At 68.7% G+C, this 24,648-nt stretch carries 30 protein-coding genes; 18 read left to right on the top strand and 12 right to left on the bottom strand.

All coding sequences use genetic code 11. From position 1 onward, the window contains the following. The first annotated feature begins 52 nt into the window (after window positions 1-52). The 4 genes from JNUCC0626_RS04555 to JNUCC0626_RS04540 all read left to right on the top strand — a co-directional run bounded on the left by JNUCC0626_RS04555 (window position 53) and on the right by JNUCC0626_RS04540 (window position 1,885). On the top strand, window positions 53-814 hold the full coding sequence (locus JNUCC0626_RS04555) for a GntR family transcriptional regulator (RefSeq protein WP_394618377.1): 762 nt from the start codon (window positions 53-55) through the stop codon (window positions 812-814). A gap of 92 nt (window positions 815-906) precedes the next feature. Next, window positions 907-1,329 (top strand): hypothetical protein, encoded by a 423-nt coding sequence (locus JNUCC0626_RS04550; RefSeq protein WP_394618376.1) that lies wholly within the window; start codon window positions 907-909, stop codon window positions 1,327-1,329. Then, a complete protein-coding gene (locus JNUCC0626_RS04545) occupies window positions 1,326-1,574 on the top strand; it encodes a hypothetical protein (protein ID WP_394618375.1) in 249 nt (82 codons plus the stop codon). The genes JNUCC0626_RS04550 and JNUCC0626_RS04545 overlap by 4 nt, the downstream gene beginning before the upstream one ends. Further along, window positions 1,574-1,885: a hypothetical protein gene (locus JNUCC0626_RS04540; protein WP_394618374.1), complete on the top strand. Its 312-nt coding sequence runs from the start codon at window positions 1,574-1,576 to the stop codon at window positions 1,883-1,885. Before JNUCC0626_RS04545 ends, JNUCC0626_RS04540 begins: the two co-directional genes overlap by 1 nt. Here JNUCC0626_RS04540 and JNUCC0626_RS04535 read toward each other — a convergent pair. Both JNUCC0626_RS04535 and JNUCC0626_RS04530 read right to left on the bottom strand, forming a co-directional pair. Continuing rightward, window positions 1,878-3,575 (bottom strand): cation:proton antiporter, encoded by a 1,698-nt coding sequence (locus JNUCC0626_RS04535; protein ID WP_394618373.1) that lies wholly within the window; start codon window positions 3,573-3,575, stop codon window positions 1,878-1,880. The genes JNUCC0626_RS04540 and JNUCC0626_RS04535 overlap by 8 nt on opposite strands. Window positions 3,576-3,626: 51 nt before the next feature. After that, complete coding sequence (locus JNUCC0626_RS04530; RefSeq protein WP_394618372.1) at window positions 3,627-5,240, bottom strand: purine-cytosine permease family protein; 1,614 nt, start codon at window positions 5,238-5,240, stop codon at window positions 3,627-3,629. A gap of 78 nt (window positions 5,241-5,318) precedes the next feature. Between JNUCC0626_RS04530 and JNUCC0626_RS04525 the strand changes: the two genes are divergently transcribed. After that, window positions 5,319-5,786, top strand: coding sequence for a hypothetical protein (locus tag JNUCC0626_RS04525; RefSeq protein ID WP_394618371.1), 468 nt, complete (start codon window positions 5,319-5,321; stop codon window positions 5,784-5,786). Window positions 5,787-5,796: 10 nt separating this feature from the next. On the opposite strand, the gene JNUCC0626_RS04520 is transcribed toward JNUCC0626_RS04525, so the two are convergent. Both JNUCC0626_RS04520 and JNUCC0626_RS04515 read right to left on the bottom strand, forming a co-directional pair. Then, a complete protein-coding gene (locus tag JNUCC0626_RS04520; RefSeq protein ID WP_394618370.1) occupies window positions 5,797-7,773 on the bottom strand; it encodes a WD40 repeat domain-containing serine/threonine protein kinase in 1,977 nt (658 codons plus the stop codon). Between the two features lie 123 nt (window positions 7,774-7,896). Then, a complete protein-coding gene (locus tag JNUCC0626_RS04515; protein WP_394618369.1) occupies window positions 7,897-8,520 on the bottom strand; it encodes a class I SAM-dependent methyltransferase in 624 nt (207 codons plus the stop codon). Between the two features lie 71 nt (window positions 8,521-8,591). Between JNUCC0626_RS04515 and JNUCC0626_RS04510 the strand changes: the two genes are divergently transcribed. Next, window positions 8,592-9,512 carry an AraC family transcriptional regulator gene (locus JNUCC0626_RS04510; protein ID WP_394618368.1) on the top strand — a complete coding sequence of 307 codons (921 nt, stop codon included), beginning with the start codon at window positions 8,592-8,594 and terminating at the stop codon, window positions 9,510-9,512. A gap of 96 nt (window positions 9,513-9,608) precedes the next feature. Beyond that, window positions 9,609-10,079: a GtrA family protein gene (locus JNUCC0626_RS04505; RefSeq protein WP_394621969.1), complete on the top strand. Its 471-nt coding sequence runs from the start codon at window positions 9,609-9,611 to the stop codon at window positions 10,077-10,079. Here the strand turns inward: JNUCC0626_RS04505 and JNUCC0626_RS04500 are convergent, their stop codons facing one another. Genes JNUCC0626_RS04500 through JNUCC0626_RS04490 form a run of 3 tightly spaced genes read right to left on the bottom strand, consistent with a single transcriptional unit; the run spans window position 10,080 to window position 10,995 of the window. Beyond that, a complete protein-coding gene (locus JNUCC0626_RS04500; protein WP_394618367.1) occupies window positions 10,080-10,325 on the bottom strand; it encodes a DUF2630 family protein in 246 nt (81 codons plus the stop codon). After that, window positions 10,326-10,631 carry a nuclear transport factor 2 family protein gene (locus JNUCC0626_RS04495; protein WP_394618366.1) on the bottom strand — a complete coding sequence of 102 codons (306 nt, stop codon included), beginning with the start codon at window positions 10,629-10,631 and terminating at the stop codon, window positions 10,326-10,328. Between the two features lie 19 nt (window positions 10,632-10,650). Then, entirely contained in the window at window positions 10,651-10,995 is a 345-nt protein-coding gene (locus tag JNUCC0626_RS04490; protein WP_394618365.1) for a VOC family protein, read from the bottom strand. Between the two features lie 206 nt (window positions 10,996-11,201). Between JNUCC0626_RS04490 and JNUCC0626_RS04485 the strand changes: the two genes are divergently transcribed. The 4 genes from JNUCC0626_RS04485 to JNUCC0626_RS04470 are packed head-to-tail and all read left to right on the top strand — an operon-like array spanning window position 11,202 to window position 13,421. After that, window positions 11,202-12,056: a lytic polysaccharide monooxygenase auxiliary activity family 9 protein gene (locus JNUCC0626_RS04485; protein WP_394618364.1), complete on the top strand. Its 855-nt coding sequence runs from the start codon at window positions 11,202-11,204 to the stop codon at window positions 12,054-12,056. After that, window positions 12,041-12,589 carry a DUF305 domain-containing protein gene (locus JNUCC0626_RS04480; protein WP_394618363.1) on the top strand — a complete coding sequence of 183 codons (549 nt, stop codon included), beginning with the start codon at window positions 12,041-12,043 and terminating at the stop codon, window positions 12,587-12,589. Before JNUCC0626_RS04485 ends, JNUCC0626_RS04480 begins: the two co-directional genes overlap by 16 nt. A gap of 34 nt (window positions 12,590-12,623) precedes the next feature. Continuing rightward, window positions 12,624-13,019, top strand: a complete 396-nt coding sequence (locus JNUCC0626_RS04475; RefSeq protein ID WP_394618362.1) for a PRC-barrel domain containing protein — start codon at window positions 12,624-12,626, stop codon at window positions 13,017-13,019. A 30-nt stretch (window positions 13,020-13,049) separates the two neighbouring features. Continuing rightward, window positions 13,050-13,421 carry a VOC family protein gene (locus JNUCC0626_RS04470; RefSeq protein WP_394618361.1) on the top strand — a complete coding sequence of 124 codons (372 nt, stop codon included), beginning with the start codon at window positions 13,050-13,052 and terminating at the stop codon, window positions 13,419-13,421. On the opposite strand, the gene JNUCC0626_RS04465 is transcribed toward JNUCC0626_RS04470, so the two are convergent. After that, window positions 13,418-13,795, bottom strand: coding sequence for an STAS domain-containing protein (locus JNUCC0626_RS04465; RefSeq protein WP_394618360.1), 378 nt, complete (start codon window positions 13,793-13,795; stop codon window positions 13,418-13,420). The two genes, JNUCC0626_RS04470 and JNUCC0626_RS04465, sit on opposite strands and share 4 nt — an antisense overlap. A gap of 151 nt (window positions 13,796-13,946) precedes the next feature. Between JNUCC0626_RS04465 and JNUCC0626_RS04460 the strand changes: the two genes are divergently transcribed. After that, the gene (locus tag JNUCC0626_RS04460; RefSeq protein ID WP_394618359.1) at window positions 13,947-14,870 is read left to right on the top strand and encodes an anti-sigma factor RsbA family regulatory protein; all 924 of its coding nucleotides are present in this window, start codon (window positions 13,947-13,949) and stop codon (window positions 14,868-14,870) included. Here the strand turns inward: JNUCC0626_RS04460 and JNUCC0626_RS04455 are convergent. From JNUCC0626_RS04455 to JNUCC0626_RS04440, 4 genes are all read right to left on the bottom strand, one after another. Next, a complete protein-coding gene (locus JNUCC0626_RS04455) occupies window positions 14,858-15,325 on the bottom strand; it encodes a general stress protein (RefSeq protein WP_394618358.1) in 468 nt (155 codons plus the stop codon). The two genes, JNUCC0626_RS04460 and JNUCC0626_RS04455, sit on opposite strands and share 13 nt — an antisense overlap. 9 nt (window positions 15,326-15,334) lie before the next feature. Next, the gene (locus tag JNUCC0626_RS04450) at window positions 15,335-15,634 is read right to left on the bottom strand and encodes a hypothetical protein (protein WP_394618357.1); all 300 of its coding nucleotides are present in this window, start codon (window positions 15,632-15,634) and stop codon (window positions 15,335-15,337) included. An 88-nt stretch (window positions 15,635-15,722) separates the two neighbouring features. After that, complete coding sequence (locus tag JNUCC0626_RS04445) at window positions 15,723-15,899, bottom strand: hypothetical protein (RefSeq protein ID WP_394618356.1); 177 nt, start codon at window positions 15,897-15,899, stop codon at window positions 15,723-15,725. Between the two features lie 120 nt (window positions 15,900-16,019). Further along, window positions 16,020-17,798, bottom strand: a complete 1,779-nt coding sequence (locus JNUCC0626_RS04440) for a hypothetical protein (RefSeq protein ID WP_394618355.1) — start codon at window positions 17,796-17,798, stop codon at window positions 16,020-16,022. Window positions 17,799-17,934: 136 nt separating this feature from the next. On the opposite strand from JNUCC0626_RS04440, the gene JNUCC0626_RS04435 reads away from it, so the two are divergent. Genes JNUCC0626_RS04435 through JNUCC0626_RS04410 form a run of 6 tightly spaced genes read left to right on the top strand, consistent with a single transcriptional unit; the run spans window position 17,935 to window position 24,376 of the window. Further along, window positions 17,935-18,924, top strand: a complete 990-nt coding sequence (locus tag JNUCC0626_RS04435) for a LacI family DNA-binding transcriptional regulator (protein ID WP_394618354.1) — start codon at window positions 17,935-17,937, stop codon at window positions 18,922-18,924. A 17-nt stretch (window positions 18,925-18,941) separates the two neighbouring features. Then, window positions 18,942-20,537 (top strand): FAD-dependent oxidoreductase, encoded by a 1,596-nt coding sequence (locus tag JNUCC0626_RS04430; RefSeq protein WP_394618353.1) that lies wholly within the window; start codon window positions 18,942-18,944, stop codon window positions 20,535-20,537. An 18-nt stretch (window positions 20,538-20,555) separates the two neighbouring features. Beyond that, on the top strand, window positions 20,556-21,749 hold the full coding sequence (locus JNUCC0626_RS04425) for an ABC transporter substrate-binding protein (protein ID WP_394618352.1): 1,194 nt from the start codon (window positions 20,556-20,558) through the stop codon (window positions 21,747-21,749). Then, on the top strand, window positions 21,746-22,633 hold the full coding sequence (locus JNUCC0626_RS04420) for a carbohydrate ABC transporter permease (protein WP_394618351.1): 888 nt from the start codon (window positions 21,746-21,748) through the stop codon (window positions 22,631-22,633). The genes JNUCC0626_RS04425 and JNUCC0626_RS04420 overlap by 4 nt, the downstream gene beginning before the upstream one ends. Further along, window positions 22,623-23,441 carry a carbohydrate ABC transporter permease gene (locus JNUCC0626_RS04415; protein WP_394618350.1) on the top strand — a complete coding sequence of 273 codons (819 nt, stop codon included), beginning with the start codon at window positions 22,623-22,625 and terminating at the stop codon, window positions 23,439-23,441. The genes JNUCC0626_RS04420 and JNUCC0626_RS04415 overlap by 11 nt, the downstream gene beginning before the upstream one ends. Beyond that, window positions 23,438-24,376, top strand: coding sequence for an alpha/beta hydrolase (locus JNUCC0626_RS04410; protein ID WP_394618349.1), 939 nt, complete (start codon window positions 23,438-23,440; stop codon window positions 24,374-24,376). The genes JNUCC0626_RS04415 and JNUCC0626_RS04410 overlap by 4 nt, the downstream gene beginning before the upstream one ends. Window positions 24,377-24,648 lie beyond the last annotated feature (272 nt).

The following is a 24,648-nucleotide window of genomic DNA, read 5'->3' as shown; positions in this document are numbered from 1 at the left end:
CTGGTTACTTACCAGTGGTATGCCATACTGGCCGCCGACGAAGCGGAGAGGCATGGCCGAGGCGATCCTGAAGCGCGAGCGCGTCCGCGACTACCTGCTCGAACTCATCGAGACCCACCCCGCGGGCGCCCCGATCCCGGCGGAACGCGTGCTGTGCCAACAGCTCTCGGTCTCCCGCCCCACCGTCCGCTCGGCGGTGGAGGAACTGGTCAACACAGGCCTGCTGGTGCGCCAGCACGGCAGGGGCACCTTCGTGGCCCGCGCCAAGATCACCCAGGAGATGGTGTCGGACACCGGTTCGATGTCACTACCTCAAGCAGGCGGGGTGTGGTCGTCCCGCGTCCTGGAGCACGCCCGCATCCCGGCCGGGGCACGCGTCGGCCGACGGTTGCACGTCTCCCCCGCCGCCGAGATCCACTACATCGCGCGACTGCGGCTGGTCGACGGAGAGCCGATGGCGCTGGAGTACCTGCACGTGCCGGCCGCCGTCGCGCCTTCGTTGACGTTGCACGACATGGAATCCGGCGACTTCTACGAACGGCTGCGCGAGCACGGCGTGCACGTTTCCGAGGCGGTGCAGTCGATCGAGCCCACCGTGGTGAACGAGTCCGAGGCCGCGTTGCTCGCGGTTCCCGTGCTGGCGCCGGCTTTGCTGTTCGAACGGCTCACCACGGACGCCGAGGGGCGGCAGGTGGAGTACGTGCACTCGATCTACCGGGGCGACCGGTACAAGATCGTGTCGAGGCTGACGCTCGGGGCCTCTCCGCGCAACACCGTGGACGTGCGGGCGAAGGTGGGCGGCGACCCGTTCTGATTCGGGCCGTAACGACCCGGCAGCGCGGCGCGACGTGACCTCACGTGCGAGGTGCGAGAGCAGTCCGGGTGGTCTCGGCGACGTTGGCAGCCGTGGCCCTCGTGTCCGGGTTCGGGAACCTGATCCGCTCCCCCAGCGAGGAGCACACCAGGTTCGCGGTCGAGCACGCCCTCGACCGCGGGACGTGGGACACCCCTTTCCCCGCGCTGCGGTTCATGGTGATCGCGACCGTCCTGAACCCCGTCGAACGCCGTCTCCAGGCCACGGTGGCGGTCGTCCCCGGCAGCCCGAAGCCCGTCTTCGCGGACGGGGAGTTCCAGCCCGTCGTGCGGGACGACACCATCAGAGCGGAGTTCGCCGAGGCGAAGCTCACGGTGGTGCTGCGCAACGGATCCGTGGGTGAGACCACCGTTTCCTTCCCGCTGAAGCACATCGTGCTCCCCCACAGCACCGGCGAACCGGTCAGCGCCACACCCTCGATCTCAGCGTCACCACGAGACTGCCTGGGGGCGTGAGGGTCATCGACCCGGAACCCACCAACGACAGCGAGCCGAGAACGACAGTCGACACCCCGACTGTGTTCGGCCTCGCGTTGGACGACCGGCTCAGCCCTTGGCTCCTCGACGCGGACACCGTCACCGCGGTCGCCGGTGACGTAGTCGACCGGTACCGCGCCGCCCATCCGCTCTACCGGCCGAGCATCAAAGCGAGTTTCGGCAGGGGTGGACGTACTGGGCGTTCGTCTACGCCGTCAGCCTGATGCCCGCCGTGATCGGCTTGAGCTTCTACTTCCGCACCAGGCGCCGCGCCACCGGCGACTCCTCGGCGGCCATGGAACTCGCGGCCGCTCTCCTCGCCCTCATCGCCCTGCGCCAGGTCTTCGTACCCACCGACATCTCCGGCCTGACGAGGCTCGACTTCCTCCTGGGAGTGCAGCTCCTCGTCGTCTGCTGCCTGATGGCCGTGACCTACGTGGCCGCTCCTCCCATCCCGGCAGCACCGAAACCCCACCCGCGCAGGCGGCGGCTGACCCCGCGCGTTCCGGACGGTGCCGTGCGCCGGATCAGTTGAAACGAACCGAGAAGCTGTCCACGAAGTTCTGCGCCTTCTCCAGCGTGTGCGAGCTGTAGGTGCCGCTCGCCCGCGCGTCCAGCAACGCGTTCTGCTGCGCGTCCAGCATCAGCCGCTGCAACTCCCGGTGCTGGTGCATCTCGCTGTCCGGCTCCGGCTCGACCAGCATCTTCTCGATGTTCTCGCTCATGAACACCGTGCGCTCGCGAGTCCGTTCCAGTACGTCGTCCGTGAAGAGATCCCCGTTCTCGCGGCACAACGTCGGGCTGGCCAGCAGGTCCTGCGTGGCGACGACGAGTTCGTTGGCCAGCCGCGCGTATTCGCGGCGGCCGTGTTCCTCGTCGTTGCCGCGGATGCCGAGCCACTTGATGACCAGCGGCAGCGAGCCGCCCTGCACGACCAGGGTCAGGATCGCGACGGTGAACGCGATGAGGATGAGCTCCTCGCGGTGCGGCAGGTCGGCCGGCAGGGTCTGGGCGGCGGCCAGCGTGACGACACCGCGCATGCCCGACCAGGCGAGGACGGCGCCGCCTCGCCAGCTCAGGCCCTCGCTCGCGTAGAACGCCACGTCGGCCTGTTTGCGTTGCAGAGCGCGGACTCCCCGGTCGTAGCGCTTCTCCTCGCCTGGGCGCGGGCCGCGTTCGAGGAAGCGGTCCAAAAAGGAGTCGAGCTTGCCGGTGAACGCGTCCGCGCGGCGTTGCTGGCGGCGCAGCATCGCGATCAACGGGATGACGAACACCCCGCGCAGCAGCACCAGCGCCACAGTGGCCAGTGCGCCGATCAGCAACGTGCGCAGCACTCCCTCGTCCGCCACGGCGCCGATGACGGCGGTGAGTTCGAAGCCCATCAGCAGGAACACGCCGTTCTCCAGCAGCAGCTGGATCGTGCGCCAGTTGGTGCGTTCGGAGATGCGGTCGTGCGCGGTGAACCGGCGGGCGCTCAGGTGGCCGGTCACCAGGCCCGCGATGACGACGGCGATCACGCCGGACGCGTGCGCCTCCTCGGCCGGGATGAACGCGAGGAACGGGACCACGAAGGAGATCGCGGTGGTCAGCACGGGCTGACCCTGGATCTTCGACCGCACCCACACCGACACCAGGCCGACCGCGAACCCGATCGCCACGCCCACCGCGACGGCGTAGGCGAAGTCGCCCAGCGCGTCGCCGAACGTGACGCTGGCCGTGATCGCAAGGACGGCCGTGCGCAGCAGCACCAGCGCCGTCGCGTCGTTGACCAGGCCCTCACCCTCCAGAATGGTCACTAGCCGCGGTGGCAGGCCGAGCCGTTTGCCGATCGAGGTGGCCGCGACCGCGTCCGGCGGGCTGATCACCGCGCCCAGGGCGAGCGCGGCCGCGAAGCCGATGTCCGGGACCAGCCACCAGATCAGCAGGCCCGTCCCGAACGCCGACACGACCACGAGCAGCACCGACAGCGAGCCGATCGTGGAGAAGTCCCGCCGGAAGTCCACGACCGGCACGTTCACCGCCGCCGAGTAGAGGATCGGTGGCAGCACGATCACCAGGATCCACTCGGGTTCCACGTCGAGGTGCGGTGCTCCGGGGAGCTGACTGCACGCCATGCCGACCAGCACCAGCAACACCGGTGCCGCCACGCCCAGTTTCGGCGCGAAGTACGACACCGCCACGATGATCAGCACGGCCGCGACCGCGAGCAAGGCCCATTCCTGCATGACGTGCAGTTTGGTCGATCAGGACGGACCTCGCCCGTGGAGCCACGCCGGTCAGGAAGCGGGAAGCACGTGGCGCCCGTCACGGTCGGTGCTCAGGCACAACGAGCAGATCTCGCCGCCCTGCGCGCTCGCCGTCATGTCCGGCCGCTCGTACGACTCCTCGCACACGACGCAGTCGTACCGCGTGCCGCTCGGGTTGCCGTCGGAGTCCAGCAGCGGCTCGGCGATGCCGTCGTCGGTGCGCCGCAGGTAGAACCGGCCGCGTGTGACGACCGCGAGCAGCGGTGTGAGCACGATCGGGATGCCGACGGCGACCAGCGGCGAGTACGGCTGCACGCCCGCGCCGAACAGTCCGAAGTAGACGGAAATCGACAAGATCGACGACGCGAGGAACGACCCGACGCCCACCGGGTTGACCGCGAACAGCATGCCCCGGCGGAACTCCGGCTGCTTCGGCGACAGCTTGAGCAGGTACTTGTTGATCGCGATGTCCGCCGCGACCGTGACGACCCACGCCATCGCGCAGTTGGAGTAGAAGCTCAGCAGGTTGTTGAGGAAGCTGAACATGTCCGCTTCCATCAGGATCAGCGCGATCCCGAGGTTGACCAGCACGAACACCAACCGCCCCGGGTAGTGCTTCGTGACGCGGGTGAACGAGTTCGTCCACGCCAGCGACCCCGAGTAGGCGTTGGTGACGTTGATCTTCACCTGGCTGAGCACCACGAGCACCAGTGCCAGCGGCACCACCAGCCACGCGGGCATGAACTGCTTGAACACCCCGGTGAACTGCTCGATCGGCTCCACCGCCGCCACCTTGCCGACCGCGTCGAGCACGTAGATCGCGAGGAACGCGCCGATCGCCTGCTTCAGCGCGCCGAACACGACCCACCCCGGTCCGGCCATCACCATGGACGTCCACCACGCCCGGCGGTTCTCCGCGGTGCGCGGCGGCATGAACCGCAGGTAGTCGATCTGCTCGCCGATCTGCGCCATCAACGACAGGCACACGCCCGCGCCGAGCATCACCGCCGCCAGGTTCACCCCCTGGTCGCCGTAGGAGAGCCAGCGGCTGACCGACGACGGGTCCGCGATCACCAGGTACAGCAGCGGCGCCACCATCAGCAGCAACCACAACGGGTTCGTCCAGCTCTGGAGCTTCGCGAGCACCTTCATCCCGTAGATCACCAACGGGATGATCACCAGCGTCGACGCCAGGTACCCGAGCCACAACGGCAGGCCCAGCGCGTACCGCAGGCCCTGCGCCATGATCGAGCCTTCGAGCGCGAAGAAGATGAACGTGAAACTCGCGAAGATCACGCTGGTGATGACCGAGCCGTAGTAGCCGAAGCCCGATCCACGCGTGATCAGGTCGAGGTCGATGTTGTACCGGGCCGCGTAGTAGGCCAGCGGGAAGCCGGTCACGAAGATGACGACGGCCGCGAACGCGATGGCCAGCAACGCGTTCCCGGTGCCGTGGGTGAGAGCGATGCCCGCGCCGATCGAGAAGTCCGCCATGTAGGCGATCCCACCGAGCGCGGACGCCCCGACGACGGCCGGCGTCCAGCGCCGGTACGTGCGCGGGGCGAACCGCAGCGTGTAGTCCTCCAGCGTCTCCTTGGACGCCGCCGGAGCCTCCGCGCGCTCCACAACCTGGTCAAGGGTCATGGAGTCCGACGCTACGAACCGCGCGTTTCCAGCGAACACACCGTTTGTGACGACCGAGTCACGCTATGTTCACTGATCATGGATGACCTCGTGACGTTCATGAAGGAGCGCAAGCTCGCCGACGAAGCCGCCGCGCGGGTGTGGGCCGAGCGAGCCGCCACGATCTCGGAGTGGGCGCGCAAAGTCGTGCTGCTGCTGACGAACCACCAGGTCCCCGCCGAGCACACGCTGCACGACCGGGCCGGCGACCGGAAGGTGCGGATCGCGTCCGGCTGGCTGGTGCTGACCACCAGGATCCCGAGCGCGACGCACCCCGGCGTGTTCAAGGAGGCCGGAATCCTGCTGACCCCGGCCGCCGACCTGTGGCAGTACGACACCGACTGGACGGTCTCCGCCCGCCTCACGCCGACGATCCCGGCGTTCCGCAGCGCGGAGGGCGCCGTGCTGAAGGCGCGGTGCGAGTGGATCCTGGACAACGCCATCGAGGCGTTCGCGGACACGCTGGACCGCCACGGCATCGACGTGTTCGAACTGGAGGGCCTCTAGGCCCCTCGTTCTAGTCCGCCAGCTTCCAGATCCGGACGATCTTGTCGTCGCCACCCGCCGCGACCCGCTTGCCGTCCGGCGAGAACGCCACCGCCTGGATCTGCCCGGCCGCCCCGATCACGGTGGCGCGGATCTTCTTGGTCTCCACGTCCCACAGCTGGATGAAGTTGCCCTGCCCCCAGGCAGCGACCGTGTCGCCGTCCGGGTGGAACAACGCGCTCGAGAGCGTGAGGTCGTCGTCCGCGCGCAAGAACACCGCCTTGCTCTTACCGGACTCCACGTCCCAGAGCTGCATGCTGTTCGTGCCGTCGCCGTCGATGACCGCGAGGGTCTTGCCGTCGGGCGAGAACGAGCCGCCGTCGCCGGTCGAGTCGTTGATGGTCTTGACCGTCTTGCCGGTGGCCGGGTCGACGATCTTGATCTCCTGGTACTTGCTGCCGGCGTAGGCGAGCAGCTTGCCGTCCGGGGTGAACGAGAGTTCGCTGCTGCCGCGCGCCTCGGTCAGGCCGATCTTGACCTTGCGGGTGGCGACGTCCCAGACCTGCATGCGGCCGGTGTGCGTGACGCCGACGAGGGTCTTGCCGTCGGGGTGGAAGCGCAGGGTCTTCATGATCGAGCGGCTCTCGTCGAGGCCGCCGATCATCGAGCGGTCGGCGAGGTTCCACAGGTACGTGGTGAAGTCGCCGGTGCGGTTGCCGCCCGCCGCGAGGATCTTGCCGTCCGGGCTGATCGCGACCGCCGTGGCCGCGGCGCCGCCGGGTCCGGCCGGCAGCTGGACGGTGCCGATGACCTTGTTCGTGGTGGTGTCCCAGATGCGGACGAGGTCGCCGCCGTCGCCCAGGCCGTCCTCGGCGCTGGCGAGGATCTTGCCGTCCGGGCTCCAGGCGATGGACGCGATCGCGTCCTTGTGGTCGACGAGCTGGACGTGCTCGGTGAACTCCTGGGGCTGGCCCGGATCGGACTTGGTCGTCGTCGGGGACTGCTCGGAGCCGCCCTCCTTGTTGGAGGCCGCCTTGTTGTCGTTGGTCGACGGCAGCTGGGCCGCCTCGCCGTCGTTGTTCTTCTGACTGATCCACCACGCGGCGCCACCACCGATGGCCGCCACCGCGCCGATGCCCGCGAACAGGGCCGTGCGTCTGCTGACGCCGGACTTCCGCGCGACGACCGGCAGCACGACCGGGGCGCCGGCGAGCATCGCGAGGGCCTGGTCGACGGTGGCGCGCTCGGCGGGGTTCTTGCGCAACAGCCCGCCCAGCAACGACGAGAGGTGCCCGGCGCGTTGCGGGGGCGGCGGTTCCTGGGTGAGCAGCATCGACAGGGTCGTCATGAAGTCCTGGCCCTGGTACGGCGGCCTGCCCTCGACCGCGGCGTACAGGGTGGCGCCGAGCGACCACAGGTCCGTCGCCGGGGTGATCGGCGCGCCGGTGCCCTGCTCCGGCGCCATGTAGGCGGGCGTGCCGATGATCGAACCGTCGGTCGTCAGCGGCACGTCGCCGGTGAGCCGGGCGATGCCGAAGTCGGTGATCACGACCCGGTCGCCGGACAGCAACACGTTGGCGGGCTTGAGATCGCGGTGCACGATCCCGGCCTGGTGGGCGACCCGCAACGCGCTGAGCATCGACGTGGCGATGTAGGCGACCTGGTCGGGCGGCAGCGCGCCCTGGGTCTTGATGGCGTCGGACAGCGACCCGCCGCGGACGAACTCCATCACGATCATCGGGGTGCCGTTGTACTCGACGACGTCGTGCACGGTGACGATGCCGGGGTGGTTGAGCTGGCCGGCGAGCTGCGCCTCACGCATGGCGCGCTGGCACAGCACCGCCCGCTGCTGCGCGTCGAGACCGGCCGGGAGCAGCAGCTCCTTGATGGCCACCTCACGGCCGATGACCTCGTCACGGCCGAGCCAGACCCGGCCCATGCCGCCGGTGCCGATCACCTGAACAAGCCGGTAGCGCTGTGCCACCAGGCTTCCCGTCGCATCTGTCACGGCGCGCAGCTTAGATGGGAGAACGCGCTCTCACGACGGGAACCGGAAACTTCGTGATCCATTGGATCCGTTGGTAGCAAAGCAACATCGTGCAGGTTCAATAGGTCGACAATGGACCTGTCCCTAGTGGACTCTCGCGACCTCGATTCCTATGGTGCCGAACATCCGCAACTTGCGCAGCACGGTCGGCCCGGTGGTGAACCCGGCCGCCTCGATCCGCTTCGGCACGGCGTCACCGACGTTGTCCTGCAGGTGGTCCTTCGTCGTGCCGTGGTGGTGATGGAAGACGGCGTCGGCGAGCACCAGGACGCCCTCCGGCTTCAGCACCCGCCGCACCTCGGCCAGCATCTCGTCCTTCGACGCGGTGTCGAGGTGGTGCAGCATCAGACTGGAGAAGACGACGTCGAACGTGCCGTCGGGGAACTTCAACTCCTGCGCGAACCCCTTGTCCAGCCGTGCACCGGCGCTGCGGAGCTTCCGTTCCGCGCGGGCCAGCATCTTCAGGTCGGGGTCGACGCCGAACAGCTCGACGTCCGGGTGCCGCTTCGCCGTGGCGCGCAACAGGTTCCCGGTGCCGCAGCCGACGTCGAGGACGCGTTGCCCTGACCGCAGCCGGGCCAGCGCCACCATCTCGGCGTGGACTCGGCCGAGCGCGGACACCCGGTGCAGGAGGTCGTAGAGGGGCATCAGGTAGTGCTTGCCCATGCCGGGCAGGTAGTCCCGCTCCTGGGACGATACGTCGGTCATGAATCCCAGTCTGACCGCAGTCCTACCTGGATTTCTGTGGCGATCCACGGTTTGACTGGGATGATTTGACGGTGCGCACCCAACGAACGCGGATGACCGGTGACGAGCCCGCTCAGTACGCCTGGCGACCCGCCCCCGGCGAGTTGTCCGTGGCGGCCGTGCGGCTCGGCCACGGCGCGGAGATCAACGGCGCGCACGAGGCCCACTCCCACGACTTCCCCGGCATCGCGTACTTCGAGGAGTCCGGTGGCGTCGTGCGGCACGGCCGGCACGTCCGCCACGTCGAGGCAGGCGACCTGTTCGTCATCGCGCCCGGCGACGTGATGGGCCAGGCCCGCAGCGACGACCTGCTCGGCGCACGGGGCTGGGGCGTCTTCTTCACCGCCGACGCGCTGAGTTCCGACACCCCCGGCACACATCTGGCGTGGCGCACGCACCCACTGCTGTTCCCGTTCGTCCACGGCGGCGCCACGGGTGCGCTCCGGCTCAAGGTGCCTGAGCCCGCACGCGCCGAGTGGACCGCTCGCGTCGAGGCGTTGCACGACGAACTGCACCACCGCCGCGACGGCTACCGCGAGGCCGTGTCGGCGCACCTGACGTTGCTGCTGGTCGGCGTCTCCCGGCTGGCCGCGGACGTGGTCGGTGACCTGCGCGAGAACGCCGAACCGCTGCTGGCCTCGGTGTTCGACGTGATCGAGCGCCGCTACGCCGAACCGCTGTCACTGCGCGAGGTCGCCGCCGCCGTGAGCATCTCCCCCGGCCACCTCACCTCGACCGTGCGGCAGCGGACCGGGCGCACGGTCGGCGAGTGGATCACCGAACGCCGCATGGTGCAGGCCCGCCGCCTGCTCGCCGTCACGGACCTGCCGGTGGGCGACATCGGCAGCCAGGTGGGCATTCCGGACGCCGGTTACTTCGCGCGCACGTTCGGCAAGGTGCACGGGATGAGCCCCACGCGTTGGCGGCGGTTCAACCACTTGAACACCCGCTGAACACCTGTGGGCGGCCTGTCGATCACCAGGCGTTTCGTCGCTTTCGTCCCTCTCGGACGTGGCAGTGTCGTGACCATGACCGGCGGGACGCCCACCATGCACTCGAACGACCGAGACCTCGGCACGAGGTTCCACGACCTGATGGAAGTCGTGGTGAGGTGGCTGCCGTTCGGCCTGTCCCGCGTCGTGGCGCCGAGCTTCCTCGGGTTCGCCCTGATCAACGGCTTCACGTTCGGCATCGACCTGCTGCTGCTCACGCTGTTCCGCAGCGGCCTCGGCCTGCCGGTCCCGATCGCGTTCACGATCGCCTACGTGCTGGCGTTCGGGCTCAGCTTCGTGCTGAACCGAGCCCTGAACTTCCGTTCGCACGCCCCGGTCGGACCGCAGGCCGGTCTCTACGCCGTGGCGATCCTGATCAACTACCTGGCGTTCATCCTCGGCGTCGGCAGCGCGTTGACCGAGCTCGGCCTGCAGTACCACCTGTCCCGGATCGTGGCCGGGGCGTGCGAGGCCGCGTTCATGTACAGCGTCATGCGCTGGGTCATCTTCCGCGACACCAGGAACTGACTACTGCAGGTAGCCCTCGACCTCGCCCACGGACCGGGCGGGCACGTCCTCGGCGTTCTCGCCCAGCGACCGGGCCGACCGCCGCCGCCGCAGCAGGTCCCAGCACTGGTCGAGGGCCTCTTCGAGCGACCGCAACCGCGCGTGCTCCTCGTCGGTGGAGATCTCGCCGGACGCGAGCTGCTGACGGAGCTCGTGCTCCTCTGCGACCAGCTCGTTGATGCGTCCCAGCACGTTCTCGTCGCTCATCTACGCCTGTCCCGTCTCGAAGCGGCTGACCTTGCCCGACTCTACGACGAACCGCCAGAAGGTGCGCATCTCTCCCCACGTGTCGTTGTGCACGTGGACGATCAAGGACTTTCCGTCCTCCGAGGACGATTCGACCTTCATCGACCCGTTGTCCTCGAACAGTTCCTTGGTGGTCCACGCGCGCAAGTCACGATCGCTGCCGTCATCGGACATCGTGGCGTTGTCGGTCAACAGCCCGTAGAACGCCTCGCGGTCGCCTGCGTTCACGGCGGCGATGAACGCCTCAACGGTGGGATCGGTGGTCATGTCGTCGAGTGTGCAAGACCTACGGCAGTGCCGCGAGCGACAGACTGTTGCCGTCGGGATCGAGCACTTCGACGTGCTGCACTCCGTTGGAGTACGTCTCCACAGCCCCATGCGTCACGCCGTGAGACGCGAACCGCTCCAACGCGCTGTCGAACTCGTTCGAAGACAGCCCGAAAGTGACCATGGATCCGCCCACACGGGCAGCTCGCACGTCACGGGCGTCGAGCACGACGTACGCGTTCTCCCCCACCCGCCACAGGTGCTCCTCGCCGATGACCTCGTCCGCCGCCCGGCCGAAGAACACGCCGTACCACTCCAGCGACCGCGCCAGGTCGCTCACGCACATCACGCTGTGCAGGTCCACGTCGATCCACCCTTCCTCGAAACCGTCGTGGAGGCAGACCGTGAGTGGCTCCGGAACTCATCGCCGCGCATGGGCGATTCGCCCGGTTGGTCCAATGAAATGGTTCAACCAATTGTTTACACTCGTGAACCAGGGCCGCCGACCCGTCGCGCGAACACCTCCTGTTCCGGGAAGTGATCGCCACCTCCGCCTGCCAGGAGGCGCAGTTGAAGACACGCACTCGGCTTGCCCTAGCGAGCCTGTCCGCCACCACCGCGATCGTCGTCGCGTTCATCGTTCCCACGACGCCCGCGATCGCCCACGGCACGATGTCCGATCCGGCCAGCCGGGTCTACACGTGCAAGAACGAGGGGCCGGAGACGCCCAAGTCGGACGCCTGCAAGGCCGCCGTCGCCGCCGGTGGCACCCAGGCGTACTACGACTGGAACGAGGTCTCGCTGCTCGAGGCCGGCGGGCGCCACCGCCAGCTCATCCCCGACGGCAAGCTGTGCAGCGCCGGTCGTGACAAGTACCGCGGTCTCGACCTGCAACGCGCAGACTGGCCCGCCAAGCGCGTCTCGCCGGGGTCGCTGACCGTGACGTACCACGCGTCCGCACCGCACTCGAACAGCAACTTCGAGTTCTACATCACCAGGGACGGCTGGAACCCGACCATGCCGTTGCGCTGGTCGGACCTCGTGCACCTCCAGACGTTCAACAACCAGAACCCGTCCACGTTCACCAACTGGACGCTGAACCTGCCGAACCGCTCCGGCCGCCACATCCTCTACTCGATCTGGCAGCGCGTGGTGGGCAGCAACGAGGCGTTCTACACCTGCTCGGACGTCGACTTCGGCGGCGGCACCACCAACCCGCCGACGACCACGACGACGACCCAGCCGCCCACGACCACGACCACCACGACGCAGCCGCCGGCCGGTGGCACGTGGGCCGCGGGCACGACGTACTCGATCGGCAACCGCGTCACCTACGGCGGCGTGAGCTACGAGTGCCAGCTCGCGCACACCGCCCTCGCCGGCTGGGAACCGCCGAACACGCCCGCCCTGTGGCGACGCCTCTGATGCGGTTCTTCCTGCTGGTGCTCGCCTTCATGGTGTCCGGCTGCGCTTCGACGCAGTCGGACGCCGTGTTGCGCGGCGATCCGCTGGACGTGATGTTCCTGCAGATGATGCTTCCCCATCACCAGCAGGGAGTGGAGATGGTCGCGCTCGCGAAGGACCGCGCGCAGGACGAGGAACTGCGCATGCTCGCCGCCGCGATCGAGAAGACCCAGGTGACCGAGGCCGACACGATGCGGACCTGGCTGACGTCGTGGGGCGAACCGCTGACCGCACCGCCCGACGCGCACGCGGGCCACGGCGGCATGCGCGAGTCCGACCCGAAGGAGATCGAACGGCTGTCGGCGTTGCGGGGCGCGGAGTTCGACCAGCGCCTGGCCAACGTGATGATCGCGCACCAGGACGACGCCGTGCAGATGGCCCGCTGGGAGACCGGCAGCGGGGCCAGCCAGGAGGTGAAGGATCTCGCGGACCGCATCGACAAGTCGCGGACCGCGCAGATCTCGATGATGAAGAAGTTCCTCGACCGGGCGTGACGGGGTACCCCATGGCGGACCTGAGGAGGCCGACATGCAACCCGTCCCGTTCATCCCGTGGCTGTGGCGCGATCCGTCGTGGGCCGGCGAACCCGAGCCGGACCTGACGGATCGCCCCGACACCGGCCTGATCGGCTACGACGTCGAGGCGACCGACGGCGGCATCGGCAAGATCCACGAGGACAACGCGAAGGTGCCGCACGACTGCCTGATGGTCGACACCGGGCCGTGGATCTTCGGCAACAAGGTGGTGCTGCCCGTCGGCACCGTGCGGCACGTGGACCACGAGGAACGCAAGGTCCACGTCGACCGCACCAAGGAGCAGATCAAGAACGCGCCGCCGTACGACCCGCACGACCACGACGGCTACCGCGAACGCTCGGGCGAGTACTACTCCGAGAGCTACCGGCTGATGCCGCCGATGCTCTGACTCCACTGTGGACGAACTAGGATCAGGTGCATGACCTCGGTGCTGCAGAACGTGGCGATCGACTGCCGGAACGCCTACGAGCTCGCGTCGTTCTGGAGCGCGGTCACCGGTCGCCCGCTGCACCCCGAGGACAAGCCGGGTGACCGGGAGTGCGAGGTGCTGCTGGCCGAGGGGCCGGTGCTGTACTTCAACGAGGTGCCGGAGCCCAAGAGCGGCAAGAACCGGCTGCACCTCTGCCTGCGCCCGGACACCACGCGGGACGAGGAGGTCGAGCGGTTGCTCGGGCTCGGCGCGACGTTCGTCGGCGACCACCGCGAGCCCGACGGCACGGGCTGGGCGGTGCTCGCCGACCCCGAGGGCAACGAGTTCTGCGTGCTGCGCAGCGCAGCCGAAAGGGCCTAGGCCTGGGCGGGAATCTCCGGCGCCAGCGCCTCGAGCACCGAGGACCGGACGCCCAGCACGCTCATCAGTTCGAGGGCCCGCAAGGGCCGCAGCACCGCGGCGGTGTTCGCGACGACCACCAGCGCGCTGCCGCGGCGCAGGCACAGGTCCTGGTGGTCGAGCAGCAGGCCGATGCCCTGGGCGCCGAGGAACCGGACACCGCTCAGATCGACGACGACGGGCGCGGGCGGGATGACCGCCTCGACCGCCCGGGTGAGGCATTCGGCCAGCTCAGGGGCCGTCGAACAGTCGACCTCACCGCCGACGCGGACGAGGGTGGAGACGCCCGTGCTCTCGCAGTTCGTGCGGAACGGTACTTGGCCGATGGGGAGCACGTGGCAACCTCCAGTTGGGACGGCACGCACGGCCGTCACACGGGCTGGCTGCTCAACCCGCAAGAACCGTAGCGCACTCGACGTGTGAGTGCCGTTCGCAGGACAGGTTCCCCCGGATGCCTCGGGCCCGGCGCGCGTAACATCGGTCGCCGTGACCGGTTTCTTCCACGAGACCGCCTTCTACGGCTCTGACGACGAGTTCCTCGCACACGCCGTGCCGTTCGTCGAGGGCGGCCTGCGCGCGGGCGAGCCGTCGGTCGTGGCGTGCACGGAGCACAACACTGCTCTGCTGCGCGGTGCGCTCGGCGACGCGGCCGTGATGTACCTGCCCGGTGCCGACCAGTACTCCCGGCCGTCCGAGTCGATCGCCCGCTTCCGCGCCCTGTTCGCCGAGCACACGGCGAGCGGCGCGCAGCAGATGCGCGTGGTCGGCGACGTGCCGCACTCCGGCGTGGGCGCGTGTTGGGACTGGTGGGCGCGCTACGAGGCCGCTGTCAACCGGGCGTACGCGGAGTTCCCGGTGTGGGGGCTGTGTCCGTACGACACGAGGACGACACCTGAAGGCGTACTGGCCGACGTGCTCAGCACGCACCCGAACATCACCTCGGCGCCCGGCACGCACGAGCCCAACCCCGGTTACCGCGAGGGGCTGGCCGCCACGGCGCAGGTCACCGATCCGCTCGAGGCAGGCGTGCCGCTGGTCGAGCTCCTCGACCTGACAGCGGGTGCCGTGCGGGAGGCCGTCGGCACGGCCATCGAGCCGCTGGGACTGGACGAGGACGACGCGCACGACGTCGTCTACGCGGCCAGCGAGATCGTCACGAACGGCCTGACGCACGGCATCGCCCCGGTCCGGTTCCGTCTCTGGGCCGCCGGGTCGCGGGTGGTCGTGTCGGTGACAGACCAGGGCCCTGGCCCGACCGACCCGCTGGCGGGGCTGATGCCCACCAAGGAGACGCTGTCGGCCGGACTAGGGCTGTGGATCCTGCACCGCACGTGCGACTACGTGGCGATGGGCCGCGACGGCGACGGGTTCACCGTGCGGGTGAGCGTCGGCGGTTCTCAGAGCACGTAACGCGCGGCCTCGGCGGCCCGTTCCGCGTCGACGTGCACCTCGTACCGGCGTGCCTGCAACGTCATCGTGCTCGCGAAGTCACGACGGCCGCGCGTGCTCCAGTGCGCCACGAACCCGAACACACCGCCCCAGAACGCGCCGACGACGACGCTGATCGCCAGGAACCAGCCCCAGGCCGTGTCCGTGGTGAACAGCCCGAACAGCAGGCCGATGAACACACCGAACCAGGCACCGCTGGCCGCGCCCATCACGGCCGCGCGGCCCCGCGTCATCCGGCCGGTCACCTGCTCGACCGTGCGGACGCCCTCGCCGATGATCCGGACGCTCTCCACGGGGAACCCGTCGTCGGACATCCGGTCCACGAGCCGTTGGGCGTCGAGGTAGTCGGGGTAGCTCGCCAGCAGTGACGACTCGACCCTGGCCACTTCCTGGGGCACTTCGTGCTTGATGTCCACGATCACCGGTTACCCGCGCGCGGAGCCTTTGACACGATCGACTTCGCGCGGCCCCGGCAGCACGACCGGACGGGGAGACGTGCGGGAGAGCAGGCGGTGGGCGACGGTCAGCAACGTCCGCGCCTCCATCCGCTCGCCGTAGCCCAGGTGCTCATCCGCGGCCTGGAGGCAGCCGGTGATCTGCGCGGGCACGGCGACGTCGGCGGCCGTGCACGCCGCCAGCGCCGCTTTGAGGCCTCGCCGGGCGTCGTCGGCACCTCCCAGTGCGGCGCACACGGCGTTGTCGAGCTCTTCGAGTTCGGTCCTCATGGTCATCTGCCTTCACAGCCGGAGCGATCCCGCGCCGACTGCTTGACGCGCCCGCGCACGAGTACCCGCCGCGAGCGCCGTCAAACCTTCAGGACACCTGACGCAGTTCGCGGTCGCTCGCGACGAGGTGCTCCCACGTGCGGCCGCGCTGACTCGGCGGTGCCTCGCCGTCCGCGGTGCAGATCGGGTACACCAGGCCGAAGGGAACCGGTTGATCGAACTCGTCTCCGGTGTGGATGTCGACGATGCGGCGCACGTGGGCCATCACAACCACTCCCTCACGGATGGGGACCAAATGGGTTTGGGCACATCGAATACCCCGTGAGCTGCACGGACATGCCTTCGAGCGTTAGGACATCAGGGTGAACCGGTAGTCCATTGTGGACTAACGCACCGAAACCACGAGGTCGAACGTCCCGTCGTGCGGCACGGTCAGGATGTGCATCCGCCGTCCCGGATACGTGATCGTGGAGGCGGGCCGCAGTTGCGGTTCCAGCGCCCTCCCCCAGCCGAACCGGACCACCGTGCGGCCGCGGGTGAGCGTCAGTCCGCGACCGTCCAATGCGACGACATCGGAATCCTTGACCACCAAGGGAATCTGCTCGGTGGCGGCGGTCTGCGCGCGCACGGTCCGGGTGACGCGGTCGCCGACGGTCACCTCCGTCACCACCGACCCGGACGGCGTGCGATACCGGAACCGGTAGGGCTCGCCGCCGAGGAACTCCGCCTGCTGCACGCCGTCGGAGTCCGGCTTCTGGCCGGGGAACACCGTGGCCCAGCACGCGTGGTTGTTGTTGTTCATCGACTGCACGAGTGTGCCCGCGACCGGGTGCCACAGGAACGTCAACCCCGTGCGCGCCAACGAGGTCGCGCGGCGCGTCCCGAAGTAACCGCCGACGTACCACCGGGGCCGGCGCACGAACAGGAAGTCCTGCCCCTGGTCGCTGCGGCGTTCGGTGAAGTGCCCCCGCCGGTACGGCAAGCGCGCGATGGCCGCCGTGCGCTGGGCACGACTCGGATAGCGCTCGCCGTACATCGCGTGCGCGAGGATCCGCGGGGACGTGTCCTGCTTGGCGAGCGCGGGGATCGGGTCCGGCGACACTGCCCAGGCCCTGCGGGCGGCAGCCAGGTCCTCGCGGCTCGACATGAACGCCGCCAGGTCGGCCACCTCCGGCACGAACTGGGCGTTCAACGCCGTGCGTTCGGGGTCGGGGCGGACGTCGGCGTAGAACTTCGAGGACGTGCGCGAGTTCGTGGCGATGTTGGCGAACCAGCCGGAGCCGTCGGGTTCGCGCAGCAGGTTGTAGCCGAGCCAGTCGGTGTACCTGCGGGTCATGGTGACGAGGTTGCGGTCGCCGGTCTGCCGCCACGCGTCGGCGAGTTCCGGCAGCATCACCTCGAAGTTGTAGTTCGTGTCGGCGCCGGACTCCTCGTAGAAGAAACCGGCCGGGCTCTGCCCGACGACCGCCAGCCTGCGGAACGCCTCGGTCAGCCGCCCGCGCAGCACCGGATCGGGGTCCTGCCGCAACGCCAGCGCGGCGCCGGCGAGCCCGGAGGTGGTCTGGTTCGCCCAGGTCAGCGGCGACTGCCAGACCGTGCCGGTGGACGGGTCGAGGAACCACGTCATGGCCCGGTGCAGTGCGGCGGAGATCTGCTTCTGCCGGGCCGGCAACATCCGAGCGCTCCGGAGCAGGGCGTTCGTCTTGCTCAGGTAGCCCATCGCGAACCCGGTCGCGGCGAGCGAGTGCTGGTCGGGCGAGTACTCGGGCCACGAGCCGTCGGCGTGCTGGAGCCCGAGGTAGTGGCCGAGCCCGGCGTCCAGCGCGGCGAGCACCTGGGCGTTGCCGCGGTACGGGTTCCACGGGCGGGACCGCGTCGCGAACCACGCCAGTGTGTAGACGTGCTCCTGGACGCGGGCGTTGTGCGGGACGTTCGGGCTGCGCCACCAGCCACCGCCGAAGAACCCGGCCGAGTTCATGTCGGCGACCATCGGCGAGACCAGCATCAGGTACTGCGCGAACCGCTGTTCGTCGGGTGCGAAGGCGCGGCGGCGGGGCGTCACGGGCGGGGGTGCGGGCAAGGCGTGTGCTGTCACGGGCAGAGCGGCGAGCAGTCCGGCCGCGGTCGCGCCGGTGATGAGGCTGCGACGGCTGAGTGCGTTCACGGGCCTACCTCCTTGGCGGAACACCCTCGCTCCCCCACACCCGGCCCGTCAAGGTGCTAATTCGAATTATTACAGGGTTGACGGCGGCGCTGGTGCTGGCGCAGACTCCGTGCCAATTCGAATTGGCAGGTGTTCAATGGCCAAGAGGCTCACCCAGCAGGACATCGCGCGGATGGCGGGCGTCAGCCAGGCCACGGTGTCCCTGGTGCTCAACAACCGGACCGACAGCGGCGTCCGGATCGCCGACGAGACCCGTGCCCGGGTCCTGGAGGTCATCCGCCGGACCGGGTACGTCGCGAACCCGATCGCGCGCCGCCTGCACGACCAGCGCAACCGCATCCTCGGCGTGTTCACCTACGAGGCCGTCTTCCCGAGCACCCGCGCCGACTTCTACCAGCCGTTCCTCGAGGGCATCGAGGAGCAGGCCGAGGAGGTGGGCTGCGACCTGCTGCTGTTCACCAGCGCCAAGGCGGCGGGCGGGCGGCGGCGGATCTTCAACGACGACAACAGGATCCGGCTCGCGGACGGGTGCGTGCTGCTCGGTCGCACGGTCGACCGCGACGACCTCGCGCAACTCGTGGCGGAGGCCATCCCGTTCGTGTCGATCGGCCGCCGGGACGACGCGGGCGGGCCGGTGCCGCACGTCGGCGCCGACTACCCCGCCGCCGTGCGCGACCTGGTGGACCGGGCGGTTGCCTTGGGCCATCGGAAGTTCGCCTACGTCGGGGCCGGCACGGGCGCGGAGTCGTCGGCCGACCGGTTGCGCGGCTTCAAGCAGGCCGTTGCGGCACGAGGACTTGAAGGAACGCACGTGCAGTTCGCCGGGCTCGACCAACTGCGCGACAGCGGGGTCACATGCGTGCTCGCCGAGGAGGTCTCCGACGGTGCCGCGCTCGTCCTCGCCGCCCGCGAGCGCGGCCTGTCGGTCCCCGGTGATCTGTCCGTGCTCACGCTCGGGGCGGCCACCAGGCCCGCGCCGGACGACATCGCGCTGACCGGGTTCCACATCCCGCGCCGGGAGATGGGACGGCGGGCCGTGCAGGCCCTGACCGAGGTGCTCGAACACGGCACCACCCCGCAGGAGTTGCTGGCCTGCGAGTTCGTCGAAGGCACCACGCTCGGCTGAGTTTCTGGAGGAACGTCTTGTCCCACAACCCTGACGTCGTCGTCATCGGCGGCGGACTCGGCGGCGTCGCCGCAGCCCTCGCGGTGCTGCGCGCCGGACGCCGGGTCGTGCTCACCGAGGAGTTCGAGTGGCTCGGCGGGCAGCTCACCAGCCAGGCCGTGCCCCCGGACGAGCACAGCTGGGTCGAACGCTTCGGCGTCACCGCGTCCTACCGGGCGTTGCGCGACGGCATCCGCGACTACTACCGCCGCCACTACCCGCTGACGCCTCAGGCGCGGGTGTGGCGTGAGCTCAACCCCGGCGCGGGCAACGTCAGCCGCCTGTGCCACGAACCGCGCGTGGCCGTCGCCGTGATCGACGAGATGCTGGCGCCGTACCGGGGCAGCGGTCTGCTCACGGTCTTACAACCCGCTCGGCCGATCTCCGCGCGCACCGACGGCGACCGGATCGTGTCCGTCACCGTCGAGCACAACGGGTCCGAGGTCGAGCTCGCGGCGCCGTACGTCCTCGACGCGACCGAGACCGGTGAGCTGCTGCCGTTGTCCGGCACGGAGTACGTGACGGGCTTCGAGTCCACACTGGACACCGGCGAGCCCAGCGCGCCCGAAGTCTCCCAGCCGACGAACATGCAGGCGATGTCGGTGTGCTTCGCGATCGACCACGTCGACGGCGACCACACGATCGACCGTCCCTCCCGCTACGACTTCTGGCGCGAGTACCAGCCTTCCTACTGGGGTGACCGGATGTTGTCGTTCCGCTCCCCCGACCCGCGCACGCTCAACATCGCCGAGCGCACGTTCACGCCGAACCCGGACGACGACCCGTTGTCGGTGCTGTCGGACCAGCGGCTGAGCGCGGGCGACAGCAACCTGTGGACGTTCCGCCGCATCGCCGCCCGCCGCAACTTCGTCGAGGGCGCCTACGCGAGCGACATCTGCCTGGTCAACTGGCCGATGATCGACTACTTCGAGTCGCCGGTGATCGACGTGCCGGACGCCGACGCGCACGTCGCGGCGGCCCGGGAGCTGTCGAAGTCCGTCCTGTACTGGCTCCAGACCGAGGCACCCCGGCCCGACGGCGGCACGGGGTTCCCGGGCCTGCGGCTGCGCGGCGACGTCACCGGCAGCGCGGACGGCCTGGCGCAGGCGCCGTACATCCGCGAGTCGCGGCGGATGCGCACCGAGTACACGATCGTCGAGCAGGACCTCTCTCTGGCCGTGCGCGGCGACAAGGGCGCGGTGCAGCACGCCGACGCGGTGGGCGTGGGCATGTACCGCATCGACCTGCACCCGTCGACCGGCGGCGACAACTATCTCGACATCGCGAGCTGCCCGTTCGAGATCCCGCTCGGCGCGCTCATCCCCCAGCGCGTCGAGAACCTCCTGCCCGCGGGCAAGAACATCGGCACCACCCACATCACCAACGGTTCCCACCGGCTGCACCCGGTCGAGTGGAACGTCGGCGAGGTCGCGGGCGCGCTCGCGGACTTCTGCCTGGCGCACCGAGTCACCCCTCGTGCGGTGCGCAACACCCCCGCCCTGCTCGCGGACTTCCAGCACCGGCTGGAACGCGACGGGGTCGAGCTCCGCTGGCCGGACGTGTCCGGTTACTAAAGCCTCAGGGAGACAACGATGTCCAGGCTTCTCGCGCTCGTCGTCACAGCGCTGCTAGCGCTCACCGCGTGTTCCGGCTCCTCGGCGCAGTCCGGGCCGAAGACGCTGCGCATGACCGTGTGGACCGCCAACGAAGCGCATCTCAAGCTGCTCAACGAGATCGCGACCGAGTACAAGGCGGCGCACCCGGACGTCACCGAGATCAAGTTCGACTCGATCCCGGCCGACGGCTACACCACGACCCTCACCACCCAGATCGCCGGCGGCAACGCCCCCGACCTCGCGTGGATCCTCGAGGAGTCCGCGCCGGACTTCGTGTCGTCCGGAGCACTCGCGCCCATCAAGGCCAAGGTGGAGAAGGCCGACGAGCTCGTCCCGTCCGCCACAAAGCTGTGGGAGAAGGACGGCGAGCTGTTCGCCTACCCGTTCTCGACCTCGCCGTTCGGCCTGTTCGTCAACACCGACCTGGTCGAGGACCTGCCGGCGACCTGGGACGAGGCCGTCGCCGCGGCCGCCGGCAAGAACCTGGTGCTGCCCGACTTCAAGTACCAGAACTGGGCGGTGCTGTCGGCGATCTGGCGCGGCTGGGGCGCTCAGGCGTGGAGCGACGACGGCAAGCAGTGCGGGTTCGCGAGCCAGGAGATGAAGGACGCCATGACGTTCGTCCACAAGGCGATCTTCACCGACAAGTCGATCCCCGGCCCCGGCACGACCGTGGACTTCTTCGCGGGCGACGCGGCGATGGCCATCAGCCAGATCTCGCGCGCGGGTGCGTTGAAGGACGCCAAGTTCGGCTGGACGCTGCTGCCGTTGCCCAAGGGCCCGAAGGGTGACTACGCGGTGATCGGCCAGGCGGGCGTGGGCGTGCTGAAGCGCTCGAAGAACGCCGAGGCGGCCGCGGACTTCCTCGGCTTCTTCACCAACGCGGCCAACTCGGCGAAGCTCGCGCAGTTCTTCCCGCCGGTCCGCCAGTCGCTGCTCAACGCCGACACGCTCGCCAAGAGCAACCCGCTGATCAAGCCCGAGCAACTCCAGTCGGTCGTGATCGACGGCATCAGCAAGGGCGTCGTGAAGCCGAGCCACCAGGGCCAGGAAGAACTCAACCAGACGATCCGCGCGGCCCTCGACCCGATGTGGAAGCCGGACGCGAACGTCTCTTCCGTGCTCGAAGGCGTGTGCTCGAAGATCAAGCCGCTGCTGGAGCGCTCGTGACGTTCTGGACGTATCGCAGGCGCGACAACCTGGTCGGCTACCTGTTCGTCGCGCCCGCTCTGCTCGGCAGCCTCGCGTTCGTGCTGATCCCGCTGGGCATGGTCGGCTGGTACAGCCTCAACGAGTGGAACGTGCTCGGCGGCACCTTCGAGTTCATCGGCGGCGAGAACTACGCGCGGCTGCTGGCCGACGAGAAGCTGCGCGACTCGCTCGTCGCCACGGCCTGGTTCGCGGCCGGGCTGGTGGTGCTGAACCTGTCGCTGGCGTTGCTGCTCGCGGTGCTGCTCAACCAGAAGCTGCGCGGCACGACCTTCTTCCGCACCTTGTTCTTCTCGCCCGTGCTGGTGTCGCTGGTGGCGTGGACGTTGGTGTGGCAGCTGATGCTCCAGCCCGAGGGCAGCGTGAACGACCTGCTCGGGGTGTTCGGTCTCAGCGGCCCCAACTGGCTGCGCGGCGAGTCCTCGGCCATGGTGTCGGTGATCGTCGTGCAGGTGATCAAGAACGTCGGCCTGAACATGGTGCTGTTCCTCGCTGCCCTGCAAGGGGTTCCGGCGCCGCTGTACGAGGCGGCGAAGATCGACGGGGCCGGGGCGTGGACGCGGTTCCGGCGCATCACGATCCCGTTGATCAGTCCGACGATCCTGCTCACGTCGATCATCACGATCGTCGGCTCGTTGCAGGTTTTCGCGCAGATCGCGGTGCTCACCCAGGGCGGGCCCGGCACGTCCACCACGGTGTTGATCTACTACCTGTACCAGCAGGCGTTCCAGTTCCACCACTTCGGCTACGGTGCGACGATCTCGGTGCTGCTGTTCGTCATCGTCGCCGCTTTGACGCTGGTGCAGTGGCGGATGCGCCGGAAGTGGGTGCTCCATGAGTCGTAAGGTGTGGCTGTACGGGCTGCTGTGCCTGCTGTGCGTGCCGTTCGTGTTCCCGACGTGGTGGATGGTCACGTCTTCGATGAAGCCGATCTCCGAGATCTTCTCGGAGTCGTTGCTGCCGTCGGAGTGGACGTTCTCGACTTACTCGACCGTGTTCCGCATGCAACCCTTCGGGCAGCAGTACTGGAACAGCTTGTACATCGCGGTGATCGTCACCGCGGGGACGATGGTGGTGGCGGCGTTGGCCGGGTACGCGTTCGCGCGCATTCGGTTCCCCGGGCAGAACGTGCTGTTCGTGGTGGTGCTGACCGGGTTGCTCATTCCCAGCGAGGTCACGATCGTGCCGTTGTTCCAGATGTTCCAGTCGTTGGGGATGACGAACACGCACTGGCCGTTGATCATCGTGCCGGTCTTCGGGGCGCCTTGCGTGCTGGCGATCTTCATCATGCGGCAGTTCTTCGTCGCGTTGCCGCCTGAGTTGGAGGAGGCGGCGCGGATGGACGGGCTGGGGCGGGCCGGGATCTTCTACCGGATCGCGTTGCCGTTGTCCCGGCCCGCCTTGGGTGCCGTTGCCATCTTCACGTTTCTGCACTCCTGGAATCTTTACCTGGAGCCGATCGTCTATCTGTCCACACCGGACATGTTCACGTTGCCTCAGGCTTTGACCCAGTTCGTGGACATCTACGGTGGGCCGATGTGGAACGTTCAGTTGGCTGCGGCGACCATGACCGCTGTGCCGATTCTGGTGGTGTTCGTGGTGGCTCAGCGGCAGTTCATCGAAGGGCTTGCGCACACCGGGGTGAAGGGGTGATCGATCCGGAGATCGCGGCTGGGGTGGATTTCTCCTTGCCGCCGTTGACTGCCGATCGGATTGCTTGGCGGCGGGAGCACGGGCGGGTGGTCACCGATGCCGAGTTGGGTCGGGGTGGGGTGGTTGCGTTCTCCGAGGAGGATGCGGACGGGGTGCCGGTGCTCGTGCTTCGGCCTACTGGTGCTGTTGGGCCGCCTGTTCTCCACATCCACGGGGGCGGGATGGTGGCGGGAACTCGTCGTTCCGACTTGCACGTGTTGGCTGAGTGGGTGGCTGAGCTGGGCGTTGTGCTGGTTTCGCCTGAGTACCGGCTTGCGCCTGAGCATCCGCATCCGGCGCCTGTGGAGGATTGCTACCGCACGTTGAAGTGGATGGAGCGCAACGGTTTCGCTGAGCCTGTCGTCGCCGGGACATCGGCGGGTGGTGGGCTTGCGGCGGCAGTTGTTCTGATGGCCCGCGACTTCGGTGGGCCGGTGGTTCGCGGGCAGCTGTTGATGTGCCCGATGCTCGACGATCGGTGTGAGACGCCGTCCAGTCACCAGTTCCTGGCCGGGACCACCTGGGTGCGCGCGTCGAACCTCACCGGGTGGACGGCGTTGCTCGGTGAGGCTCGTGGAGGGCCGGATGTGTCGCCGTTTGCTGCGCCGGCTCGAGCGGTCAGTCTTGAGGGTCTGCCGCCTACCTATGTCGATGTGGGGTCGGTGGATGTGTTCCGGGATGAGGCGGTTGCCTATGCGTCCCGGATTTGGCAGGCCGGTGGGGATGCCGAGTTGCACGTGTGGCCGGGTGGGTGTCACGGGTTTGATCAGCTTGTGCCTGAGGCCGTGTTGTCGCGGCGTGCTCGTGCGGCGCGTGTTGAGTGGCTGCGGCGGGTTGCTTGCGTCCCACAGTTCGACTCACCTTGCGAGGGTGGTCCATCAGGCAATGACGAATGAAGTGGGTTGCGATTGGGGCTTGACCTTGAGCCTCTGGCGGGATGCGTTCGCGGCCTCAAAGCCGGGGTGAAAGCGCCCCGGCCGGACCGGACAGGTTGGCATCCCGCCCCCTCAAGGTAAAGCCCCAATCGCCATGAGCGGGGTTTACCGCTACCCAACCTGGTAGCAGCCCGTTCGGGCTCGCTTCGCTTCGCCACGCCAGGATTCGTAGGTGGTTGGCGTGCGTTGGTGGCTGCCGGTTGCATGCGCGCGCCGGACCAAGACGGTGGTCA

Origin of the sequence: Lentzea sp. JNUCC 0626 (assembly GCF_043632865.1) — a bacterium.
GTDB lineage: Bacteria > Actinomycetota > Actinomycetes > Mycobacteriales > Pseudonocardiaceae > Lentzea.
Note: the sequence above shows the minus strand (reverse complement) of the source record. Positions and strands in the feature narration are given on the sequence as shown.